This is a genomic window from Ancylobacter vacuolatus, from assembly GCF_030813595.1.
GTDB classification, from domain to species: Bacteria; Pseudomonadota; Alphaproteobacteria; order Rhizobiales; family Xanthobacteraceae; genus Ancylobacter; species Ancylobacter vacuolatus.
Window position 1 is genome coordinate 120,901 of sequence record NZ_JAUSUH010000005.1, and the last position, 20,211, is coordinate 141,111.

20 protein-coding genes are annotated in these 20,211 nt (G+C 69.9%); 9 read left to right on the forward strand and 11 right to left on the reverse strand.

Going from position 1 to position 20,211, the window contains the following annotated elements:
* Positions 1-24: 24 nt before the first annotated feature.
* A complete protein-coding gene (locus tag J2S76_RS13000) occupies positions 25-816 on the forward strand; it encodes a thiazole synthase (protein ID WP_307061157.1) in 792 nt (263 codons plus the stop codon).
* 18 nt (positions 817-834) lie between these two features.
* Positions 835-1,431, forward strand: a complete 597-nt coding sequence (locus J2S76_RS13005; protein ID WP_307060872.1) for a thiamine phosphate synthase — start codon at positions 835-837, stop codon at positions 1,429-1,431.
* 239 nt (positions 1,432-1,670) lie between these two features.
* Here the strand turns inward: J2S76_RS13005 and J2S76_RS13010 are convergent, their stop codons facing one another.
* The 4 genes from J2S76_RS13010 to cysQ all read right to left on the reverse strand — a co-directional run bounded on the left by J2S76_RS13010 (position 1,671) and on the right by cysQ (position 5,865).
* Complete coding sequence (locus tag J2S76_RS13010; RefSeq protein ID WP_307060873.1) at positions 1,671-3,044, reverse strand: NAD(P)H-dependent oxidoreductase; 1,374 nt, start codon at positions 3,042-3,044, stop codon at positions 1,671-1,673.
* Positions 3,045-3,126: 82 nt separating this feature from the next.
* Positions 3,127-4,167: a coiled-coil domain-containing protein gene (locus tag J2S76_RS13015; RefSeq protein ID WP_307060874.1), complete on the reverse strand. Its 1,041-nt coding sequence runs from the start codon at positions 4,165-4,167 to the stop codon at positions 3,127-3,129.
* 121 nt (positions 4,168-4,288) lie between these two features.
* Complete coding sequence (locus tag J2S76_RS13020; protein ID WP_307060875.1) at positions 4,289-4,861, reverse strand: DUF1134 domain-containing protein; 573 nt, start codon at positions 4,859-4,861, stop codon at positions 4,289-4,291.
* Positions 4,862-5,043: 182 nt separating this feature from the next.
* A complete protein-coding gene (gene cysQ, locus J2S76_RS13025; protein WP_307060876.1) occupies positions 5,044-5,865 on the reverse strand; it encodes a 3'(2'),5'-bisphosphate nucleotidase CysQ in 822 nt (273 codons plus the stop codon).
* A gap of 201 nt (positions 5,866-6,066) precedes the next feature.
* Between cysQ and chpT the strand changes: the two genes are divergently transcribed.
* The 4 genes from chpT to copM all read left to right on the forward strand — a co-directional run bounded on the left by chpT (position 6,067) and on the right by copM (position 9,140).
* A complete protein-coding gene (gene chpT / locus J2S76_RS13030; RefSeq protein WP_307060877.1) occupies positions 6,067-6,714 on the forward strand; it encodes a histidine phosphotransferase ChpT in 648 nt (215 codons plus the stop codon).
* Positions 6,715-6,853: 139 nt separating this feature from the next.
* Entirely contained in the window at positions 6,854-8,125 is a 1,272-nt protein-coding gene (locus J2S76_RS13035) for a chemotaxis protein CheW (protein WP_307060878.1), read from the forward strand.
* A gap of 155 nt (positions 8,126-8,280) precedes the next feature.
* A complete protein-coding gene (locus J2S76_RS13040; RefSeq protein WP_307060879.1) occupies positions 8,281-8,691 on the forward strand; it encodes a hypothetical protein in 411 nt (136 codons plus the stop codon).
* A 50-nt stretch (positions 8,692-8,741) separates the two neighbouring features.
* On the forward strand, positions 8,742-9,140 hold the full coding sequence (copM, locus tag J2S76_RS13045; protein ID WP_307060880.1) for a CopM family metallochaperone: 399 nt from the start codon (positions 8,742-8,744) through the stop codon (positions 9,138-9,140).
* A 369-nt stretch (positions 9,141-9,509) separates the two neighbouring features.
* On the opposite strand, the gene ctrA is transcribed toward copM, so the two are convergent.
* Positions 9,510-10,211 (reverse strand): response regulator transcription factor CtrA, encoded by a 702-nt coding sequence (gene ctrA / locus J2S76_RS13050; protein ID WP_018387255.1) that lies wholly within the window; start codon positions 10,209-10,211, stop codon positions 9,510-9,512.
* Between the two features lie 523 nt (positions 10,212-10,734).
* Between ctrA and J2S76_RS13055 the strand changes: the two genes are divergently transcribed.
* The gene (locus J2S76_RS13055) at positions 10,735-11,133 is read left to right on the forward strand and encodes a flagellar export protein FliJ (protein WP_307060881.1); all 399 of its coding nucleotides are present in this window, start codon (positions 10,735-10,737) and stop codon (positions 11,131-11,133) included.
* Between the two features lie 6 nt (positions 11,134-11,139).
* Here the strand turns inward: J2S76_RS13055 and J2S76_RS13060 are convergent, their stop codons facing one another.
* On the reverse strand, positions 11,140-11,766 hold the full coding sequence (locus tag J2S76_RS13060; protein WP_307060882.1) for a GNAT family N-acetyltransferase: 627 nt from the start codon (positions 11,764-11,766) through the stop codon (positions 11,140-11,142).
* Between the two features lie 165 nt (positions 11,767-11,931).
* On the opposite strand from J2S76_RS13060, the gene J2S76_RS13065 reads away from it, so the two are divergent.
* Positions 11,932-13,032, forward strand: coding sequence for a sulfate/molybdate ABC transporter ATP-binding protein (locus J2S76_RS13065; protein ID WP_307060883.1), 1,101 nt, complete (start codon positions 11,932-11,934; stop codon positions 13,030-13,032).
* A 10-nt stretch (positions 13,033-13,042) separates the two neighbouring features.
* Here J2S76_RS13065 and tmpT read toward each other — a convergent pair whose 3' ends face one another.
* The 4 genes from tmpT to recQ all read right to left on the reverse strand — a co-directional run bounded on the left by tmpT (position 13,043) and on the right by recQ (position 17,426).
* Complete coding sequence (gene tmpT / locus J2S76_RS13070) at positions 13,043-13,681, reverse strand: thiopurine S-methyltransferase (RefSeq protein WP_307060884.1); 639 nt, start codon at positions 13,679-13,681, stop codon at positions 13,043-13,045.
* A gap of 60 nt (positions 13,682-13,741) precedes the next feature.
* Positions 13,742-14,689: a YVTN family beta-propeller repeat protein gene (locus J2S76_RS13075; protein WP_307060885.1), complete on the reverse strand. Its 948-nt coding sequence runs from the start codon at positions 14,687-14,689 to the stop codon at positions 13,742-13,744.
* Positions 14,690-14,913: 224 nt separating this feature from the next.
* Positions 14,914-15,459 carry an SRPBCC family protein gene (locus J2S76_RS13080; RefSeq protein WP_307060886.1) on the reverse strand — a complete coding sequence of 182 codons (546 nt, stop codon included), beginning with the start codon at positions 15,457-15,459 and terminating at the stop codon, positions 14,914-14,916.
* A 128-nt stretch (positions 15,460-15,587) separates the two neighbouring features.
* Complete coding sequence (gene recQ, locus J2S76_RS13085; protein ID WP_307060887.1) at positions 15,588-17,426, reverse strand: DNA helicase RecQ; 1,839 nt, start codon at positions 17,424-17,426, stop codon at positions 15,588-15,590.
* 145 nt (positions 17,427-17,571) lie between these two features.
* Between recQ and cbiB the strand changes: the two genes are divergently transcribed.
* On the forward strand, positions 17,572-18,549 hold the full coding sequence (gene cbiB, locus J2S76_RS13090) for an adenosylcobinamide-phosphate synthase CbiB (RefSeq protein WP_307060888.1): 978 nt from the start codon (positions 17,572-17,574) through the stop codon (positions 18,547-18,549).
* 106 nt (positions 18,550-18,655) lie between these two features.
* Here the strand turns inward: cbiB and J2S76_RS13095 are convergent, their stop codons facing one another.
* Positions 18,656-20,131 carry a cobyric acid synthase gene (locus J2S76_RS13095; protein WP_307060889.1) on the reverse strand — a complete coding sequence of 492 codons (1,476 nt, stop codon included), beginning with the start codon at positions 20,129-20,131 and terminating at the stop codon, positions 18,656-18,658.
* Positions 20,132-20,211: the final 80 nt, after the last annotated feature.

The following is a 20,211-nucleotide window of genomic DNA, read 5'->3' on the forward strand; positions in this document are numbered from 1 at the left end:
GATGCGATGACCCACAAGGCGACGATGTCGGCGGCCGACCCGGTGACGTTCTACGGCACCGAGGTGGCCTCGCGCCTGCTGCTGGGCACGGCGCAATACCCCTCGCCAGCGATCCTCGCTGAGGCGATCCGCGCCAGCGGCACCGAGATCGTCACCGTGTCGCTGCGGCGGGAATCGGGGGCGGCGAAGGCCGGCCAGAGTTTCTGGCAGCTGATCCGCGACCTTGGGGTCAAGGTGCTGCCCAACACCGCCGGCTGCCGGACGGTGAAGGAAGCCGTGACCACGGCGGAAATGGCGCGCGAGCTTTTCGGCACGCCCTGGGTGAAGCTGGAGGTGATCGGCGAGGACGACACGCTGCAGCCGGACGTGTTCGGGCTGGTCGAGGCGGCGCGCATTCTCTCGCGCGACGGCTTCCAGGTGTTTCCCTACACCACCGAGGATCTGGTGGTGGCGGAGAAGCTGGTTTCCGCCGGCTGTGAGGTGTTGATGCCCTGGGGCGCGCCGATCGGCTCCGGCCGCGGGCTCAACAACCCCTATGGGCTGCGCTCGATGCGGGCGCATTTCCCCGGAATCCCGCTGGTGGTCGACGCGGGCGTCGGCCTGCCCTCGCATGCGGCCGCAGCGATGGAGCTGGGCTATGATGCGGTGCTGCTGAACACGGCGGTGGCCAAGGCGGGCGATCCCGTCCGCATGGCCCGCGCCTTCGCCGCCGCCATCGCCGCCGGGCGCGAGGCGGTGATCGCCGACCCGATGGAGGTGCGCGACATGGCGGCGCCTTCGACCCCGGTCATGGGCCGGGCCCTTCTCGGTTCCTAACCCCACAGTGAGTGCGTGATGAAGCTCGATCCGTTCTATCTCATCGTCGACCGCGCCTCCTGGCTGCCGCGCCTGCTGCCGCAGGGGGTGAAGCTGGTGCAGCTGCGCGCCAAGGACATGGACGAAGCCGAGCTGCGCCGGGAGATCGCGACCGCGCGCGAGGTCTGCGCCCGCTTCGGCGCCCAGCTGATCGTCAATGACTATTGGAAGCTCGCCATCGAGCTGGGCTGCGACTTCGTGCATCTCGGGCAGGAGGACCTTGCCGAGGCCGATGTGCCGGCGATGCGGCGGGCAGGGCTCAAGCTCGGCATCAGCACCCATGACGAGGCCGAATTAGAGGCCGCGCTGCTGGCCGGGCCGGACTATATCGCCTTCGGCCCGATCTACCCGACCATTCTCAAGAAGATGCGCTGGGCGCCGCAGGGGCTGGAGCGGGTGCGCCAGTGGAAGACGCGGATCGGCGACCTGCCGCTGGTCGGCATTGGCGGCCTCACCATCGAGCGCGCGGCGGGCGTGCGGCAGGCCGGGGCGGACAGCCTCGCCGTCGTCACCGACATTCTGCTGAACGACAACCCGGAAGCCCGCGCCCGCGAATGGGTGCTGGCGACGCGGTAGGGGGGCGCGGCGGGTGCTCTCCCCCTTGAGCAGGAGCGGCCGCACCCCGCCTCTCTGAGCCTTGGTCCAATCGGCGCTCATTCTCGCCCATCCCCCCCTCATCCCCGGGCTTGACCCGGGGATGAGGGGGGGATGGCTCGTCATCCCGGACGACGCATCTCGTCGATCCGGGATCGGTTTCCGAGAAAAGCGGCCTGCGGTCCCAGCATCCGCTTCGCGGTGGCCGGGAGGACGCCAGCCTACTCCGCCGCCGCGCTGGCCGGGCTGCCGGCGAAAGAGCGCTCCATCTCGCGGCGCAGGCGCACCGCCGGGCTGTCCTTCACCTCGACATCGGCCCAGCCGACGATCTCGCCTTCCGCAATGTCGCGGGTGAGGGTGACGTGATGGGCGAGGCCGATCGGCAGGCCGCCCTTGGCGAGCGAGGTGGCGGCGGGAAACAGCTTGCCCCAGACGGTGAAGCCGCCTTCGCCATCCAGCGTCTCGCCGGCTCTCAAGGGGCGCTTGGCCACCGCCACCACATCGGCGTTGAAGGCTTCGGTGACGCCGGTCGGCTCATGGCGCAGCGCCGCCGAGGCGACGCTGACGCCGAGTTCCAGCCCGATCAGGTGATAGGGGCGGTAGAGCGCGGTGTAGCGGCCGGAGGCATCGGTCACCACGCCATATTCCTTGAAGCAGCGGCGGGCATAGTCGCCGCGCGGGCTGGGATCGGCCTCGAACACCACATAGACGCCCCAGCGCAGATCGCGGAACACCGGGCGGCCGTCGCGCTCCAGCGAGGAGACGGTTTCCACCGTGCCGGAATGCTCCAGAATGCCGCCGGCCGCGCGGGGGCGCAGGATGGTGGCGAGATCATCGACGCCGCAGGGCGGGAACAGCAGCCCGTCGGAGGGGGCGGAGAGCCCGGCCGCATTGGCGATCGCAGCCATCTCGATCGAGGATTTGGTGCCGTCGGCGAAGGAGTTGAACATCTGCGCGTTCATGCCGCCCTGCGCCGCCTGCTCGGGGGTGAGGCCGTAGAGGCTCCAGATCGTGTCGGGGGTGGAGCGGTGGAAGCTCGGCAGGTATTTCGTGCCCTTGCCGGCGCAGACGACGTTGAAGCCGCAGGTGCGGGCCCAGTCGACCATTTCGCACACCAGCGCCGGCTGGTCGCCATAGGCCATGGAATAGACCACGCCGGCCTTGCGGGCCCGCTCGGCCAGCAGCGGGCCGACGAGAACATCCGCCTCGACCGTGACCATGACGATGTGGCGGCCCTGCTCGATCGCCATCAGCGCATGCGCGGCGCCGGCAGCGGGGCTGCCGGTGACTTCCACCACCACGTCGAGCCCGTCGGCGGCGATCAGCGCCGAGGCGTCGTCGGTCAGCATGGTGCAGCCGGTGCCCAGCGCCTCGGTGAAGGAGGAGGCGACCACGGCGTCGGTATCCCAGCCTGTGGCCGCCAGCGCGGCGCGGGCGCGCGGCACCGAGAGATCGGCGATGCCGAGCAGATGCAGGCCGGGCGTGGTGCGCAGCTGCGACAGGAACATGGAGCCGAACTTGCCGGCGCCGATGAGGCCGACACGGACGGGGCGGCCGGCATCGGCGCGGGCCTTGAGCAGGCGGGCGAGATTCATCAGGTGTTTCCTTCCCAGGATGCGGCCGGGCTTGGCGCCCGGTCCGGTTCTTCGCCGGCCGGCCAGGGCCGGCGGCGCGATGTCAGCTGGCGACGGCCCGGCCCTGGGGGCGGGCCTCTTCCACCGCCAGCGCCTCGGCGGCGGTGTGCGCGGCCTTGAGGTCGAGAATGCGGTCGGCCAGGGTCGGCGGGGCGCCGGGCACGCGGGAATGGCCGGCGAGCAGCGCGTCGATCGGCGAGCCGGGGCCCTCCAGCCGGGCGGTGAGATGGGCGACCCCGGCGGCGATGTCGCTGATGTGCTCGCGCAGCATCGCGGTGTCGACCGTGCCATCAGGCGCCGGCTCGGGCGATTGCGGCGCGGCGGCGGCCAGCGCGGTGAGGCGCTCGATACGCTCCTGCAGCGCGGCGCGCTCTTCCTGCGCCCGGGCGAGAGCCTCCTGCGCCTGCGTCAGCTCGTCCGTCATCTCGTGGTTCCGGCGGCGTTCGGTTGTCAGGCTCTCGCTCGTGCTGCGCGCCGCTTCGCGCTCGCTCATCAGATGGCCGTTGGCGGTGGCGAGCTGGCGGTCGAGTTCGCCGATGCGGTCCTTGAGCGTGTCGCGCAGCGTTGTCAGCGCCACATGCTCGATCTTCAGCTCGTCTTCCCGCGTGCGGGTTTCCTCGAAGGCGTCGCGGGTGCGGGCGAGCTCGGTGCGGGCGTGCAGCAGGGCGGCGCGGGCTTCTTCGAGGTGGCGGGTGGTGGTTTCAAGCTCGCCGCGCAGATGGTCGCGATGGCTGGCGACGCTGGCATGCTCGGTCTGCAGCGCGTCCAGCTCGGTGGAGAGCCGCTCGACGGTCTCCTGCCGGGCGCGCAGCGCCTCGGCCTGCCGGACGATCTCGCCATGTTGCGCGGCGGTGCGGGCCTGCTGGCGCTCCACTTCCACTTCGAGGCGGCGGATGCCGACGGCGAACAGCGCGCGCTGCTCGTCCTTGTCGGCCTGAACCTCGGCGATCGAGACGGGGATAGCGCCCTCGATCCGCTTGCGGGTGAGCCGCACCGCCCGCCGCCACACGGCCGGCAGCGTGAGCAGCGCCAGCAGGGTCGCGGCCAGGAAGCCGATGGCGGCGTACATGATCGCTTCGATCATGCGGCGATCTCACCTCACAACACGGCGGCGGTCCGGAGCGGACGGCCGGCCAGGGAGCCAACAGGTTACAGATATCAAAACGGCCGGGCTAGCCCGGCCGCACGGCGTCAGGCGGGGCGGTTCAGAAGGGATTCCACGTCGCGGCGGGGGTGAATTTGAGATAGCCGATATTGGCGCCGAGGCGCACACCGACGCCGGAGCGGATCGGCACGACGACGATATTGTCCGAGGCCAGCGCCGTCATGCCGAAGCCGGCGACGAAATAGGCCGAGCCGGAAATGCCGCCGAAGCGCCGGAAGATGTCGTTGATGCCGTTGAGATTATACACCAGAATCATGGTGCGGGCGCCGTCGCCGCCGAAATCCCAGCCGAGCGAAGGGCCCTGCCAGTACACCTTCAGGTCGCCGGCATTGCGGGTGTAGAGCGTGCCGTCGCCATAGCGCAGGCCGCCGACAAAGGCGCCGGAACCTTCCTGGCCGAGAATATAGCCATTGGGCTGGCCCCACTGGTTGACCGCCTTCTCGATCGACAAAGCAAGGCCGCGCGAGACCTCGCCGAAGAAGCCGTGCCCCTGCTGCACCAGTTCGTCGCTGGAATAGGTGTTGGCCTGCTGCTGCGCCTGCGCGGGTGCGGCGAGCACGGGCAAAGCCAGGAGAAGGGCGAAGCAGGCATAAAGGGCGCGCAAGGTCGGCATGGACGGTCTCGCGTTTGATCTCAACAAGCGGGGCGTCACCCGACACGGGCCCGATTCAGAACCCAGGCAACCAACACCCCGACGCTATCAATAGCATGGAGTGCGACCAGAGAAAGGCGAGGGGCGCCCAAAAGGGTCGCGAGCGGCGCATCTGGGGCGCCACTGTGGCCGGACGGCCCGCCTCAGGAGCCGGCCCCTCGCACTATGAAACCGTGCACGCGGTAGTCGGCCTGAGTGCGGCCATAGGGCAGGGAGCTGCCATCGGGCCGGCACACGCTGCCGCCGGCGGCCCGCACCACCGCATGGCCGGCGGCGACATCCCATTCGCACACCGTGCCGAAGCGCGGGTAGAGATCGGCCCGGCCTTCCGCCACCAGGCCGAATTTCAGCGCCGAGCCGCAGCTGATCTTTTCGGCGATGTCGAGATCGGCGAGAAAAGCTGAGGTCTGCGGGTCGAGATGCGAGCGGCTGGCGACCGCGACCAGCCCCGCGCGCGGCATCGGCCGGCAGCGAATCGACGCCCAGGTCGCGGGATCGGCGTCGCGCCCGCCGAGAAAGGCGCCGCTCCCTTGCGCCGTGGTCGCGCCGGCATAGAGTTTGTTCACCGCCGGGGCGAGCACGATGCCGAAGCTCGGCACCCCGGCTTCCACCAGCCCGATATTGACGGTGAATTCGCCGCTGGCGCCGATGAATTCGCGGGTGCCGTCCAGCGGGTCGACCAGCAGGAAGGTCTCGGCCGGCGCCCCCAGTGCCTCGCCCTTGCCCTGCGCCACCGCTTCCTCGGCGATGACGGGAACGCCCGGCAGCAGGCGGGCGAGCTCCGCGCGCAGCAATTCCTCCGAGGCGAGATCGGCGGCGGTCACGGGGCTCTCGTCGCTCTTCTGCGCGACGCTCAGCCCTTCGGCACGGATGCGCAGAATGACCTCGCCGGCCTTCAGCGCCGCACCGGCAAGGGCGGACAACAGGCTGAGATCGGGCGGCAGAAGCGGGAGCGGGGAGGGCATTGCGCGAGCATTCCGGCGTGGCGAGAGAAGGGGACGAGAACGGGGCGGGCGTTGCGGCGAGAGTTGAGGCGAGAGCTTGGGCGGCAGGGAGAAACGGTTGGCCTCAATGGGAGCGCGGTGTATCACACCTCAACGGTCGGCCGCACGGGCCGGCTGCATTCGGGGCGGCCGATTCGCCGCACAAATTCCGCAAGGGACGCGATGACGACCGCCATCGACCTCGACAAGCTCGACCTCGCCGCCCTCCTGTGCTCGCGCGTGTGCCACGACGTGATCAGCCCGGTCGGCGCCATCGTCAACGGGCTCGAAGTGCTGGAGGATGAGGACGACCCGGCGATGAAGAGCTTCGCGCTCGACCTCATCGCCAAGAGCGCCCGGCAGGCTTCCGCCCGGCTGCAATTCGCCCGCCTCGCCTTCGGTGCCGCCGGTTCGGCCGGGGCGCAGATCGACACCGGCGATGCCGAGAAGGTGGCGCGCGGCTTTATCGAGGACGACCGCACGAGCCTGACCTGGCAGCTGCCGCGGGTGCTGGCGCCGAAGAACAAGGTGAAGCTGCTGCTGAACCTGCTTGTGGTCGCCACCTCCACCATTCCGCGCGGCGGGCGTATCGGCGTGGAAGAGAACGGCACCGGCGAGGAGGGTGGCTTCCGCCTCTCGACCCAGGGCAGCCATTCCCGCATCCCCCCCCACCTGGTGGCGCTGCTGGCCGGGCAGGCGCAGGAGGGCGGCTCGCTCGACGCCCACGCCATCCAGCCGCATTACACCGGCCTACTGGCGCGGGCGACCGGTTATGGCATCAGCCTCGCCCATGAGGGCGACGCGGTGACGATCCTGGTGGCGCGCGGCTGAGCGGGCGGGATCGCAGGCTGGATCGCAGGCTTGCCGGGACAGCTTACCGAAGGTTCAGACGACATTAACGGTATCGGTGGAAACTGACGCTCGCAGGCCGAAAGGCCGGCGTGTCGTGCTCCAGTTCTGCCGGTCGCCCATGTCCCCCGTCGATTCCCTGCCCGCCGCGCCGCGCGGCCCCGTCTCCCGCGAAGCCGCCCGCATCGCCGCGAGCCTGCGCGCCCCCGCGCCGCGTTACGAGCCGGCGCGCCTGGAGGCGGCGCGCGCCGACATTCCCCGTGCCGACCTTCCGACTGTCCACATATCCCCGGCCGACGCGCCGGTGATGGCGCGGCTCCCGGCCGGCGCGCCGCGCGTCGAGATCATGGCTTTCGCGCTGGGCGGGCTGCGCCTGGCCTTTCCCGCCGCTCAGGTGATGGATTCGATGACCGCGAGCGGCGCGCGCTGGGCGCGGCTGCTGGCGATGGCCGACACCGGGACGCTGGCGTCGAGCGGCCTGCCGCTGATCGAGCTCGCCGCCCGCATGGGCGTCACCACGCCGCGCGCCGCCAAGGGCACGCTGCTGCTGGTCGGCAGCGGCGGCAAGGTGCGCGCCGCCGTGCTGGTGGAGGGCGAGCTTGAGCGCCACAATGCGGTGGTGGACGCCTTGCCGCCGGGCTGGCGCGACCGCTTCGGCCCCGGCGCCCACATGCTGGAAGGCGTGGCGCGGCTCGCCGATGGCGCGCGGGTGGCGATGGTCGATTTGCCGCTCGGCGTGGCGATGAAGCGCCCGGCTCCCGAGGCCGATACCGCGCATCTGCTGGTGCGGGCCGGGCGGGCGCAGATGGAGGCGGTCCGCGTCGCCACGCTGCAGAGCGTGACGGCGCTGGAGAAGGTGCCGGGCATCGCGCTGCTGCCCACTCCCGGCCGGCCGACGCGGCGCATGCTGCTGGCCTTTGGCGGTGAGGGCGAGGCGGTGGTGGTCGACGAAATTGTCGGGCTGGCGCCGCAGGGGCGGATCGAGCGGGTGGGGGGGCTGCGCTTTCTCGCCACCGCCAGCGGCCGCTACCGGCTGCTGGAGCCGGCCGGCACGCAGGCGCCGCGCCCCGGCCCGCTGCGGGTGCTGGTGACGGCACCGGAAGGGGAGGCCCGCACCGCCCTGCGCGACCTCGTCCGCTCCATGGGCCATGAGGTGCGGCTGGCCGACGACCCGCGCGCGGTGCGGCTGATGGGCGGGCGCTTCGACCTCATCCTGTTCGATCTCGACGCCTATGCCGGCGTGCGCGAGGTGGGCGTCGCGTCGCAGGATTCCGGCCGGCGCATCGGCCTCGCCACCGCTCCCCTTTCGCCGCCGCCTGGCTTCGACGCCGTGGTGAAGGCGGGCGACAAGGTGGCGCTGGTGCTGGCGCTGCTGGCGCCGGCGACACGCTGAGCGGCGGGCGGCATCGCCCCCGCCATCACGGCTGCGCCATCACGGCTGCGCCATCCGTGCTTTACCCGCTGTACCGCCCCGCCGTGGCTTGGTAGCGTGCCATCGACACCGCCGCTCCCGGTCGAGACCGAAGGGCGCGCCTGCGGGATGGGTCGATGCGCCTTTTGTCCGTTTTCCGACTGATGCTGGCGCTGGTCGCGCTCGGCGCCGTGCTGGCTGGCCCGGCGGCGGCGACGCGGGCGATGGCGGCGCCCGGCATAGGCTCGTCCGGCATAGGCTCGTCTGGCATGGGCTCGTCCGCGATGCCCTGCCATGAGGCGCTGCGCGATCAGGTCCCTCGCGCGCTCGACGCCGCGCCGGCCGGCCATCCTTTGGTCGCGGACGCGGCGGCCTCGCCGCTCTCCCCGCATCTGTGCTGCGTGCTCAGTGCTCTCGTGATGACGCCGCCGGCCGCGCCGGCGCTGCGGCCGCCGGAGGCTGAGCGAGCACCGCTCGCCCTGCCGGCCGGTCGGCCGCTGGCCGGCCTCGCCCTGCCGATTCCGGTGCCGCCGCCGCGCCTTCTCTGAGCGTTCCGCGCGGCCGACCGGCCGCTTTCCCAACCTCAGAGGATATCCACATGAACCGTCACATCCGCGCCGGGCTTCTGGCCGCCGGCCTCGCCCTGTCGCCCGCCCTCGCTCTCGGGCAGGACGCCTCGACACCCAACGCCATGCCGCACGGCGCCATGCCGATGGACCATAGCGGCCACATGGGCGCCGCCGGCCCCTCGACGCAGGCGTTCGAGGCCGCCAATGCCCGCATGCACGCGGACATGGCCATTCCCTTCACCGGCAACACCGACATCGACTTCGCCCGCGGCATGATCCCCCATCACGAGGGGGCGATCGCCATGGCGCGGATCGAGCTCGAATATGGCAAGGACCCGGAGCTGCGGGCGCTGGCGCAGGAGATCATCAAGGCGCAGGAGGGCGAGATCGCCTTCCTCAAGGCCTGGCTGGCCAAGAAGGCGAAGTAGCCGAGGGCGGGGGGCGCTTTCACCCGACGTCATCCCGGACGGCCGGAACGGCCGATCCGGGATCGCGCGCAGGGGAGGGCGGTCCCATCGACCCCCGTTATGCCCGGGGGTGGTCCGGGCATCCGCGAGTGGGGGATTGTCATCGACCCCGTCATGGCCGGGTCAAGCCCGGCCATGACGGAGTGGGGAGAGGCAAACCCCGCCACACCTAACCCGGCCACACCGATCCCGGCTCTCGCGGCGCTCGGCCGGGATGACGGCGGGCGAGGGACGCCCGCCACATCGAAACCCCGCCGCACCAGACCCGAAAACAAAAACCCCGCCTTGCGGCGGGGCTTAAGTTGGGGAGGGTTCGTCAAGCGCGGAAAATCAGGCGGACATGCGGTCCGATTCATTGCCGGCGTCGCGCAGCACATAGCCGCGGCCCCAGACGGTCTCGATGAAATTGTGGCCCTGCGAGGCGTTGGCGAGCTTCTTGCGCAGCTTGCAGATGAAGACGTCGATGATCTTCAGCTCCGGCTCGTCCATGCCGCCATAGAGATGGTTGAGGAACATCTCCTTGGTCAGCGTGGTGCCCTTGCGCAGCGAGAGGAGCTCCAGCATCTGGTACTCCTTGCCGGTGAGATGCACCCGGTTGCCGGCGACCTCGACTGTCTTGGTGTCGAGATTGACCACCAGATCGCCCGTGGTGATGACCGACTGGGCGTGGCCCTTGGAGCGGCGCACGATGGCGTGGATGCGGGCGACCAGCTCGTCCTTGTGGAACGGCTTGGTGAGATAATCGTCGGCGCCGAAGCCGAGACCCTTCACCTTGTCCTCGATGCCGGCGAGGCCGGAGAGGATGAGGATCGGCGTCTTCACCTTGGCGACGCGCAGCCCCTTGAGGACGTCATAGCCCGACATATCGGGCAGATTGAGGTCCAGAAGGATAATGTCATAGTCGTAGAGTTTGCCGAGATCGACGCCCTCTTCACCGAGATCGGTCGTGTAGACGTTGAAGTTCTCGGACTTGAGCATCAACTCGATGCTCTGCGCGGTCGCGCGGTCGTCCTCGATGAGCAAGACGCGCATGCCAATCCCCTTCCCTCGCCATGGCCCCGGGGGGTTCAGCGCTCAACCGGACTCTTTCAAGCCGAGCGTGAACCCACCCCGCGCCCGGCTCGACACACACCGATTCGTTACTTCGTGAGACAAGGGGTAACAAAAACCGATTCCCGAGCACAAGCGGTGAGCCGAATTATCTTCGAGTCTTCCCGCAACAGTTTGTTCGAAAATCGGAATTTCTCATTCCGATATCTGAAGTCGAATCTTAACAAGCATGCCTAAGTGAGTCTCTCGACTCCGCTTTCACGGGCGCCGCGACCCCACCGGACGACATCGCGATCATTAATGAGCCCGGTAAACAAATCGTTTCGATCCGGAGCCCTTGTGACGCTTTCCCCGGCGCCCGCTACCTTTTCCGCAAAAAGAGTAAGGAAGCGGCAACATCTGTTGGCGAAAATGCCCTTGCCGCGGCGTGATGGCGGCACGTGACGACCGCCTTGTCGCGCCCCATCGGGGAAGCGGGCGGACGACGGAACGGAGTAAGCCGACCATGAAGTCGCTCGACACCCTCATCCGCCTCAAGCGGTTCCAGGCGGAAGAAAAGCGCCGCCATCTGGCGCAGATCGAGACCATGATCGCGGAATTCGACCGCATGTCCCGCGATCTCGAACGCGAGATCGAGGCCGAGGAGCAGCGCTCGGGCATCACCGACACCCAGCATTTCGCCTATTCGACCTATGCCCGCGCCGCCGCCACCCGCCGCGACAATATGCGCCGCTCCGCCGACGAGCTGAAAGGCCAGCTCAGCGAGGCGCGCCTCGCCCATGACGAGGCGCTGGACGAGCTGAAGAAGATGGAAGCGCTCGGCGAGCGCGAGCGGGTCGAGGCGCCGGTCGAGATGCCGCCGCGCAACATCGCCGGCCGCGCCCGGGCCGTGCTCGGCGCCTGAGCGGGCTCAGCCGGCCTCGATAACAGGCACATGCGGTGCTGCCTCGCGGGCCAGCAGCCCCTTGAGGCGGGGGTCGTCGACGATCTCCACCGCGCTCGCATAGGGGCGGAAACCGGCCTTGAGGTAGAAATTCAGCGCGCCCTGCTTGTCATGGGTGCAGGTGTGGACATGCACCCGCCGGGGCTGGCGTTGCCAGGCGCGGGCCAGCGCTCGGTTCATCATGAAACGCCCGGCGCCGCTGCCCACCATCTCGGGCACCAGTCCGACAAAGGCCAGTTCGATCTCCCCCGGCTCGCGGCCGTCCAGCTCGATATAGCCGGCCTCCACCCCATCCTTGCGCAGCACCAGCACCTCCACCTCCGGGGCGTGGAGGATTGCGGCGAGTTCGGTGTCGCTCATCCGCAGCCGCGAGAACCACAGCCAGTCCTCGCCGACGCGGCGGAACAGCGCGCGGTACCAGGCGACATCAGGCGCGGTCATCCGCTCCAGCGTCAGCCCCTCGCTGGCCCGCTCCGGCAAAGGCGGGGGTGGGGCGGTCATCTCAAGCATCGTCACCACCGCCGCGATCTTGCCGGGCGGCAGCGGGGTGTAGCCGTTGAGATTGAGGACAGGCGGGGCGGCGGGGTCGGTCATGGCGGCAACTTCCGGTGAGGTCGCCCCTTCTAGCCTCATCCGCGCACCATCCGCCATGGGTGGGCGCGCGTGCAGCCCCGGCCTGCGCCCGGCGGGGTTCACAGCGGCGAATTTTCGGATATCTTGCGGATAATTCCATTTAGTACATCTAAAGAGAGTGAATTCATGACGGTCGCCGTCACCATCGACCAGGTCGGCAAGAGCTTCGGCAGCGGGGCGCCGGCGCTTTCTAACGTCTCGCTCGATGTGCGCCCGAGCGAGCTGGTGGCGCTGCTGGGGCCTTCCGGTTCGGGCAAGACCACGCTGCTGCGCATCGTCGCCGGGCTGGAACAGCCCAGCCATGGACGGGTGTTGTTCGACGGTCATGACGCGCTCTCCGTGCCGGTGCGTCGGCGCGGCATCGGCTTCGTGTTCCAGAACTACGCCCTGTTCCGCCACATGACGGTGGCTGAGAACGTCGCCTTCGGCCTGCGCTCGCGCCCGCGCGCCGAGCGGCCCTCGGAAAGCCAGATCCGTTCGCGCGTCGCCGATCTTCTGGCGCTGGTGCAGCTGGAAGCCTTTGGCGGGCGCTTCCCGGCGCAGCTTTCCGGCGGCCAGCGCCAGCGCGTGGCGCTGGCCCGCGCGCTGGCGATCGAGCCGAAGGTGCTGCTGCTCGACGAGCCTTTCGGCGCGCTCGACGCGCTGGTGCGCAAGGAACTGCGCCGCTGGCTGCGCGAGCTGCACGACCGCACCGGCCACACCACTTTGTTCGTCACCCACGACCAGGAGGAGGCGCTGGAACTCGCCGACCGGGTGGTGGTGATGGGCAAGGGCAAGATCGAGCAGGTCGGCACGCCTGACGATGTCTATGACCGGCCGGAGACCGCCGCCGTGTTCGGCTTCATGGGCGAATCGAGCCGGATCGAGGTCGAGGTGAAGGGCGGCGTCGCTTTGGCCGGCGCCACCGCCATCGCGGCGGCGACGCAGTCCGTGCCGGACGGGCCGGGCCTGCTCTATGTGCGCCCGCATGACGTGACGCTCGGCCTGCCCGGCACCGAGGGGCTGAAGGGGCAGGTGCGCGCCTTCCGCCGCCATGGCGCTATCCGCCGGGTGGAAATCGCGGTCGGCAGCGCGGTGCTGGAGGCCGACATCGCCCCGACGGTGCGGGTGCCGATCGGCGAGAAGGTGGCGGTGCGGCTCGACCGCGCCCGCCTGTTCGCCTCCAATGGCCCCGGCGTCGACACCAAGGCGCCGCCCGCCCAGCAGCCGGGCGACTACGCGATCTGAGGCGCGGCGCTCAGCGCCGCTCCAGCTTCCACACGTCCTCGGCCACTGGGCCGACGCCGCGCAGCCCGCCCTTGAGCGGGTGCTTTTCCAGCAGCGTCGGGTGATAGGCCGCGCCATAGAGGCGGCGCACCTCGTGCTCATGGACGGCAAAGGGCGGGCCGACGGTGAGGCTCTGGTCGTAGTCGAAGGTGATCAGCAGCTGGCGGGCACTGTGCGTGAGATGCACGAGATGGCCGGCGTAGCGGGCGCGCATCGCCTCGGGCAGGGCGACCAGCGCGGCGCGGTCATAGATCGCGTCGACAGGCCCCAGCACCTCGTGCGTGAGGTCGAAGATATCGCCGACGAAGACGGTGATGCCCTCCGCCGCGAAACGCTCCAGCGGGCCGATCTCGGTGATTTCAGGGGTGACGCCGAGTTCGGTGAACAGCTGCTCGACGGCGAGGCGGCTCAGCTCCGCCCCGGTGACTTCAAAGCCATGCGCCAGCAGCCAGTGCAGGTCGTGGCTCTTGCCACAGAGCGGCACGAACACGCGCGCGCCCGGCGCGAGGCCCAGCGCGTGGAAATGGCGGACCAGCAGGGCGTTAGCTTCGCCTTCGTGAAAGGCGATCTCGTTCGCCTCCCACTTCTTGTGCCAGAAATCGGGATCCATGGCGGTGCCTCCTGTTGTGCGGGCGGCATCATAGGGCCCGCCGACGAGGGAGGCCCTATCTCATTCGCCTGTCCGGCGGATGAAGGCGCCGAAGGCGCGCGGGCCATCGGCGACGGGGATCGTCTCCACCACCTTCAGCGTCGCGGTGTCGATGATCTCCAGCGTGTTGGCCTCCCAGCAGGCGACATACACGAAGGCGCCGTCGCGGCTCGCCGCGATGCCCTCGGGGTAGTCGCCGACGGAAATAGTGGCGCGCTTTTCCAGCGTGTCGGTGTCGAACACGGTGACGGTGGAATCGTACTGGTCGGTGACGAAGGCCAATCCCTTCGCCAGCGCCACCGCATAGGGCCGCGCGCCGACCTTCACGCTCGCCACCACCTTGCGGGCCTTGAGGTCGATGATGCTCACATCATTGGAGGCGACATTGGCGGTGTAGGCGCGCGCGCCTGCCGCGTCGATCGTCACGCCGAAGGGGCGGGCGCCGACCGGGATCGAAGCGAGGCGGGTGAGGGTTTTGGTGTCGATCAGGCTCACCGCATCGGAATCGCGGTCGGCGGAGATGAGCAGCGCGCCGTCCGGCGTTACCGCGAGGCCGGAAGGGGATTGGCCGACCGCCACCTCGCCGGAAACCGTGCCGGTGGCGGCGTCCACGGCCTTGATCCGGTGCTGGTACCAGTCGGCGACATAGGCCGGGCTGCCGGAGGGGTGGACGGCGACGCCGAGCGGGCCGCCGCCGAGGTCGACCCGGTGGGTCACGCTGCGGCTGGCGGCATCGAGGATGGTGAGCGCCTTGCCGTCCGGCGAGGTGACGAAGGCGCGCGCCCCGTCCACGCTCACCGCGATGCCGGCCGGCTTGCCTGATATGGGCAGGGTGGCAACCACTTTGCGCGTGGCGAGATCGACGACGGAGAGCGTTTCCGCCGGTTGCGAGGTGATGAAGGCTTCATCCGCACGGGCGGGCTGGGCAGCGAGGAGGAGGGCGGCGAGGAGGGCGCACCAGGCGAGCATCCTTCGAGGCTCGCTGCGCTCGCACCTCAGGATGACGGTGTGCCGGGGAGAGGCGGGAGCCGCGCCGTTGCGCGCGAGGCGCAGCTCCCGCGTGGTGCCGTCAATCGGCCCCAGAATGGCAGTGCGAAACAATGCACCGTCATCCTGAGGTGCCGGCCGGAGGCCGGCCTCGAAGGATGGTGTGTCGAGAGCAACCATCCCGCTCGCCATGTCGGACCTATGTCTCAGCTGCCGCCCTCGATCTGCTTCTTCAGCTCGCCCAGGCCCGCCTTGTAGAGCCCCGTCACCGCGTTGACGGCGGCTTCGTCGTTCAGCTCCGGCGGCGGGTCATTGTTGGGGTAGCCGCGATAGAAGGCGCCGCGCCACTCGACTTCGGACTTCTTGCCGCCATCGGCCGGGGTGACGATGAGCCAGGACGAGTAGTTGGTCACCGGCAGCACCGCGACATCGACCTTGTCGATGCGGTACATCAGGGTCATCTTTTCCGGCTCGAACTTGGCGACCTCTTCCTCGACGGTGGCGCCGTTCTTCAGGGTGAGGGTGCGCTTGGCGCCGGCGGCGTTGCCGCCCGTGCCTTCGGTCTTGGCGACCACCGGGATCCAGCTGCCATCCTGGAAATTGGACACCACGGCCCACACCTTCTCCGGCGGGGCGTTGATCTCGATCTTCTCGGAAATCTTCTGGCGGGTCGGGCCGTGCGCCGCCGCGGGGGGGAGCGTGGCGAGCAGGGAGGTGGCGGCCAGCGCCGCAGTCAACAGCTGAATCTTCATCGTTTCCATCCCGGAACAGGGTTCATTCCGGACTTTTGAGTCCGTTGATCCGCAGTCTAGGGAGGGATTCGGCGTTCGTGAACTCTCTTGCGTGTGGAAAAGTCCCCGGGCCGAATTCTTTTCGGCCGTCAGGTGAATTCTTTGAGAATCTTAAGAAAGGCCGCGCCGAAGGCTTCCAGCTTGGCGGCGCCGACGCCCTTGACCCCGGCCAGCTCCGTGCGGGTGCGCGGGTGCTCCACCGCCATCTCCTCCAGCGTCTTGTCAGCGAAGACGACATAGGCCGGCACGTTGCGCTCGGCCGCCAGTTCGCGCCGCAGCGCCTTGAGCTTGCCGAGCAGCGCCGCCTCGGCCGGGGCCAGCTCCGCCCCGCTGTCGGAGCGGGCGAAACGCTCGCGCGAGCGCTTGACCGGCGCGCGCAGGGTGAAGGCGCGGGTGCCGCCGAGCACGGCGAGGCCGATCTCGGTGAGCGTGAGGGCGCCAAAGCGGGTGGGGTCGGCGTGCAGCGCCCCGGTGGCGACCAGCTGGCGCAGCAAGGCCCGCCACTCGGTCGCCGGCTTGTCGCCGCCGGCGCCGAAACCGGCGAGCTTGTCATGGCCGCGCCCGCAGATCTGGTCGGTGCGCTGGCCGGTGACGACGCTGGCGAGATAGGCGGCGCCGAAGCGCTCGCCGGTGGCGCGCACGAGGCGCAGCACCAGCTGGGCGTCGGCGCTGGCATCGACCACCTTGGGCGGATCGCGGCAGACATCGCAGGCGCCGCAGGCCTTGGCGCGCTCGCCGAAATAGCCGAGCAGCACGGCGCGCCGGCAGGTGACGGCCTCGCAGAAGCCGACCATGGCGTCGAGCCGGCGGGCCTCCACCATCTTGCGCTCCGGCGGCGAGGGTTCCTCGTCGAGAAAGCGCCGGCGGGTGGCGATGTCGCCGGCGGAATAGAGCAGCAGCGCCTCGGCCGGCTGGCCGTCGCGGCCGGCGCGGCCGATCTCCTGATAGTAGGATTCCAGCGTGCCCGGCGCGTCGGCATGCAGCACATAGCGCACATCCGACTTGTCGATGCCCATGCCGAAGGCCACCGTGGCGACCATCACCACCCCGTCCTCGGCCAGAAAGGTCTCCTGGTTGGCGGCGCGCGCTTCCGCGCTCATGCCGGCATGGTAGGGCAGGGCGCGGATGCCCGCCGTGGACAGCCGATCGGCGGTCTCGTCCACCTTCTTGCGCGAGATGCGGTAGATGATGCCGGCCATGCCGGGGCGGGCGCGCACATAGCTCTCGATCTGCCGCGCCGGGTCCTTCTTGTCCTCGACGGCGATGAAGATGTTCGGCCGGTCGAAGCCGGAGACGAAGACGCGGGCCTGCCCGCCGAACAGCCGCTCGACAATGTCGTCGCGGGTCGCCTTGTCGGCGGTGGCGGTCATCGCCACCAGCGGCAGGCCGGGGAAAAGCTCACGCAACCGGCCGAGGCCGAGATATTCGTTGCGGAAGGAATGGCCCCATTGCGAGATGCAGTGCGCCTCGTCCACCGCCACCAGACCCAGCGAGAAGCGCGACAGCGCGGCCAGCATGCGCTCGGTGAGCAGCCGCTCGGGGGCGAGATAGAGCAGGCGCACCTCGCCCGCCGCCACGCGCCGCCAGATCGCGACATTCTCGTCGCGGGATTTTCCCGAATGGATGGCCTCGGCGGCGACGCCCTGCAGCTTCAGCGCGTTCACCTGGTCGTCCATCAGCGCGATCAGCGGCGAGACGACGATGGAAAGCCCGCCCTTCACCAGCGCCGGCAGCTGGTAGCACAGCGATTTTCCCGCGCCGGTCGGCATGACAGCCAGCGTCGGCACGCCGGCGAGGATGGAATCGACCACCTCCTGCTGGCCAGGGCGGAAGCGGTCGAAGCCGAACACTTCGGCCAGCCGCGCCCGCTTCGCCTCCTCGATGTGAGGCGGCAGGATGCCGTGCGATGAGGTGACGGGAATATTCATTCCGCGCGTGTTCGTCCGGTTAGGCGGGCATGGCGGCGCCGCGGGTCTTGATAGCGCTGGCGCGGGCGGAAATGGTGGTGCCGCGCGGCCGGTGGATTCGTTTGCCCCGCAAGCGAGAGTATCACTTCCCAGAGAATCACTTGCGATGAGCCTCGAACTTACCCTTGGTTTAACCCTGGCGGCGCTGCTGTTCGAGGCCGCGTTTGGCTATCCCTCGTTTTTGCTCGCCCGGATCGGCCATCCGGTGATGTGGATCGGCCGGCTGATCGGGTGGCTCGACCGCCATGTCAACCGCGACGCCGCCGCCCCGCGCGAGCGGCGCCTTGCTGGGGTGGGGGCGCTGGTGGTGATCGTCGGAGTGAGCGGCGGGGCCGGCCTGCTGGTGCAGGGCCTCGCGATGAAGCTGCCATTTGGCCTCGTGCTGGCGGCGCTGGCGGGCTCGTCCCTGCTGGCGCAGCGCAGCCTCTACCAGTTCGTCGGCGCAGTGGCGGACGGGCTGGAGGTGAGCCTGGAGGAGGGGCGGCGGGCGGTGTCCCACATTGTCGGGCGCGACCCGGACAAGCTCGACGAGGCCGGGGTGGCGCGGGCGGCGATCGAGAGCCTGGCGGAGAACTATTCCGACGGCGTGGTGGCGCCAGCCTTGTGGATGGCGATCGGCGGGCTGCCGGGGGCGGCGATCTATAAGGGGGTGAACACCGCCGACAGCATGATCGGCCATCGCACGGCGCGGCACCTCTATTTCGGCTGGGCGAGCGCGCGGTTCGACGACCTGATCAACCTGCCGGCCTCGCGGCTTTCCGGCGCGCTGATCGTGGCGGGCGCGCTGTTCGTTCCCGGCGCCTCGCCCGGACGGGCGATGGCCGCGATACGGCGCGACGCGGGCCGCCACCGCTCGCCCAATGCCGGCTGGCCGGAGGCGGCGATGGCGGGGGCGCTCGGCATCGCCATTGCCGGGCCGCGCCATTATGGCGGCACGCTCTCCGTCGACGGGCTGATGGGCGCGGGCGGACGCTATGAATGCACCGCTGCCGACATCCGCCGCGCGCTCAGCCTCTACCGCGCGGCCGATGCGGTGATGGTGGCGCTGGTGGCGGGGCTCGCGCTTCTCGTATGGGGGTGGTGAGAACCTGCGGAGAGCGTCATCCCGGACGGCCGCAGGCCGATCCGGGATCGCGTGACGCATGCGGGGACGATCCCGGCTCTCCGCGGCGCTTCGGCCGGGACGACGGTCAGACGCGCCTTGCGATGTCCAGCAGCCGGTCGAGATCGACATGGCGTTCCAGATGGGCGGCCAGCGCGTCGAGCGTCGCTTCCACCCCGGCCTCATAGTCGAGCCCGCTCGGCGGCGCGCCCAGCGTCGCCAGCCAGTGCGCGCGCTGGCGGTCGTCCGTGAACAGGCCGTGCGCATAGGTCCCCATGACCCGCCCATCCGGCGACACCGCGCCTTCCGGCCCGGCGCCGTCGATGTGCGCGAAGGGCCGGGCGCGGCCGGGGCCTTCGGTCACGCCCATATGCATCTCATAGCCGGAAAACGGCACGCCTTGCGCCGTGCCGGTGACGGCCACCAGCCGCTTGTCGCCCGACAGCACGGTGTCGACCTCCAGCAGGCCGAGGCCGGCGACGCTGCCGGGCGGGCCTTCCACGCCCTGCGGATCGGAGAGGCTGTGACCCAGCATCTGGTAGCCGCCGCACAGGCCAAGCACCCGCCCGCCGCGCCTGATGTGGGCGAAGAGGTCGATGTCCCAGCCCTCGCGCCTGAAATCGGCGAGGTCGGGGATGGTGGATTTCGAGCCTGGCAGCAGGATGAGGGCGGCATCAGCCGGGAGCGGCGTGCCGGGGCGCACCCTCACCACCTCGACGCCGGGCTCGGCCTCAAGCGGGTCGAGATCGTCGAAATTGGCGATGCGCGGCAGCAGCGGCACGGCAATCTTCACCCGCGCACCGGGCTTCGCCGGGGTGGCGGCGTCGAGCGCCAGCGCGTCCTCCGCCGGCAGGCGGCGGGCCTCGTTGAAGAACGGGATGAGGCCGAGCGCCTCCCAGCCGGTGCGGGCGGCGATCGCCTCCATGCCGGCGGCGAACAGAGTGGGGTCGCCGCGAAAGCGGTTGACGAGGAAGCCGCGTATCATCGCTGCGTCGTCCTCCGGCAGCACGGCCTTGGTGCCGACCAGACTGGCGATAACCCCGCCGCGGTCGATGTCGCCGATGAGGATGACCGGCACATGCGCCGCGCGGGCGAACCCCATATTGGCGATGTCATTGGCGCGCAGATTGATCTCGGAGGCCGAGCCGGCGCCTTCCACCAGCACGAGATCGGCCTCGGCCCGCAGCCGCTCATAGCTCTCCAGCACGGCGGCCATGAGCGCGGGCTTGAGCTTCTGGTAGTCCGCCGCCTTCGCCGTGCCCTGCGCCCGGCCCTGCACGATGACCTGCGCGCCCGTCTCGCTCTGCGGTTTCAAGAGCACCGGGTTCATGTGGACGGAGGGTGCGACGCGCGCCGCGCGGGCCTGCAGCGCCTGCGCCCGGCCGATCTCGCCGCCATCGGTGGTGACGGCGGCGTTGTTCGACATGTTCTGCGGCTTGAACGGGCGCACCTTCAGCCCGCGCAGGGCGAAGGCGCGGGCGAGGCCAGCGACGATGAGCGACTTGCCGACATCCGAGCCGGTGCCCTGAAACATGAGGGCGAGCGGAGAACGGGGGGCGGTCATGCACCCTCTCCCCGTCGGGGCGAGGGATGGGGTGAGGGGGCCGGAGGGCGATGCGCCAGGAGGCCCCTCACCGGCCCGCT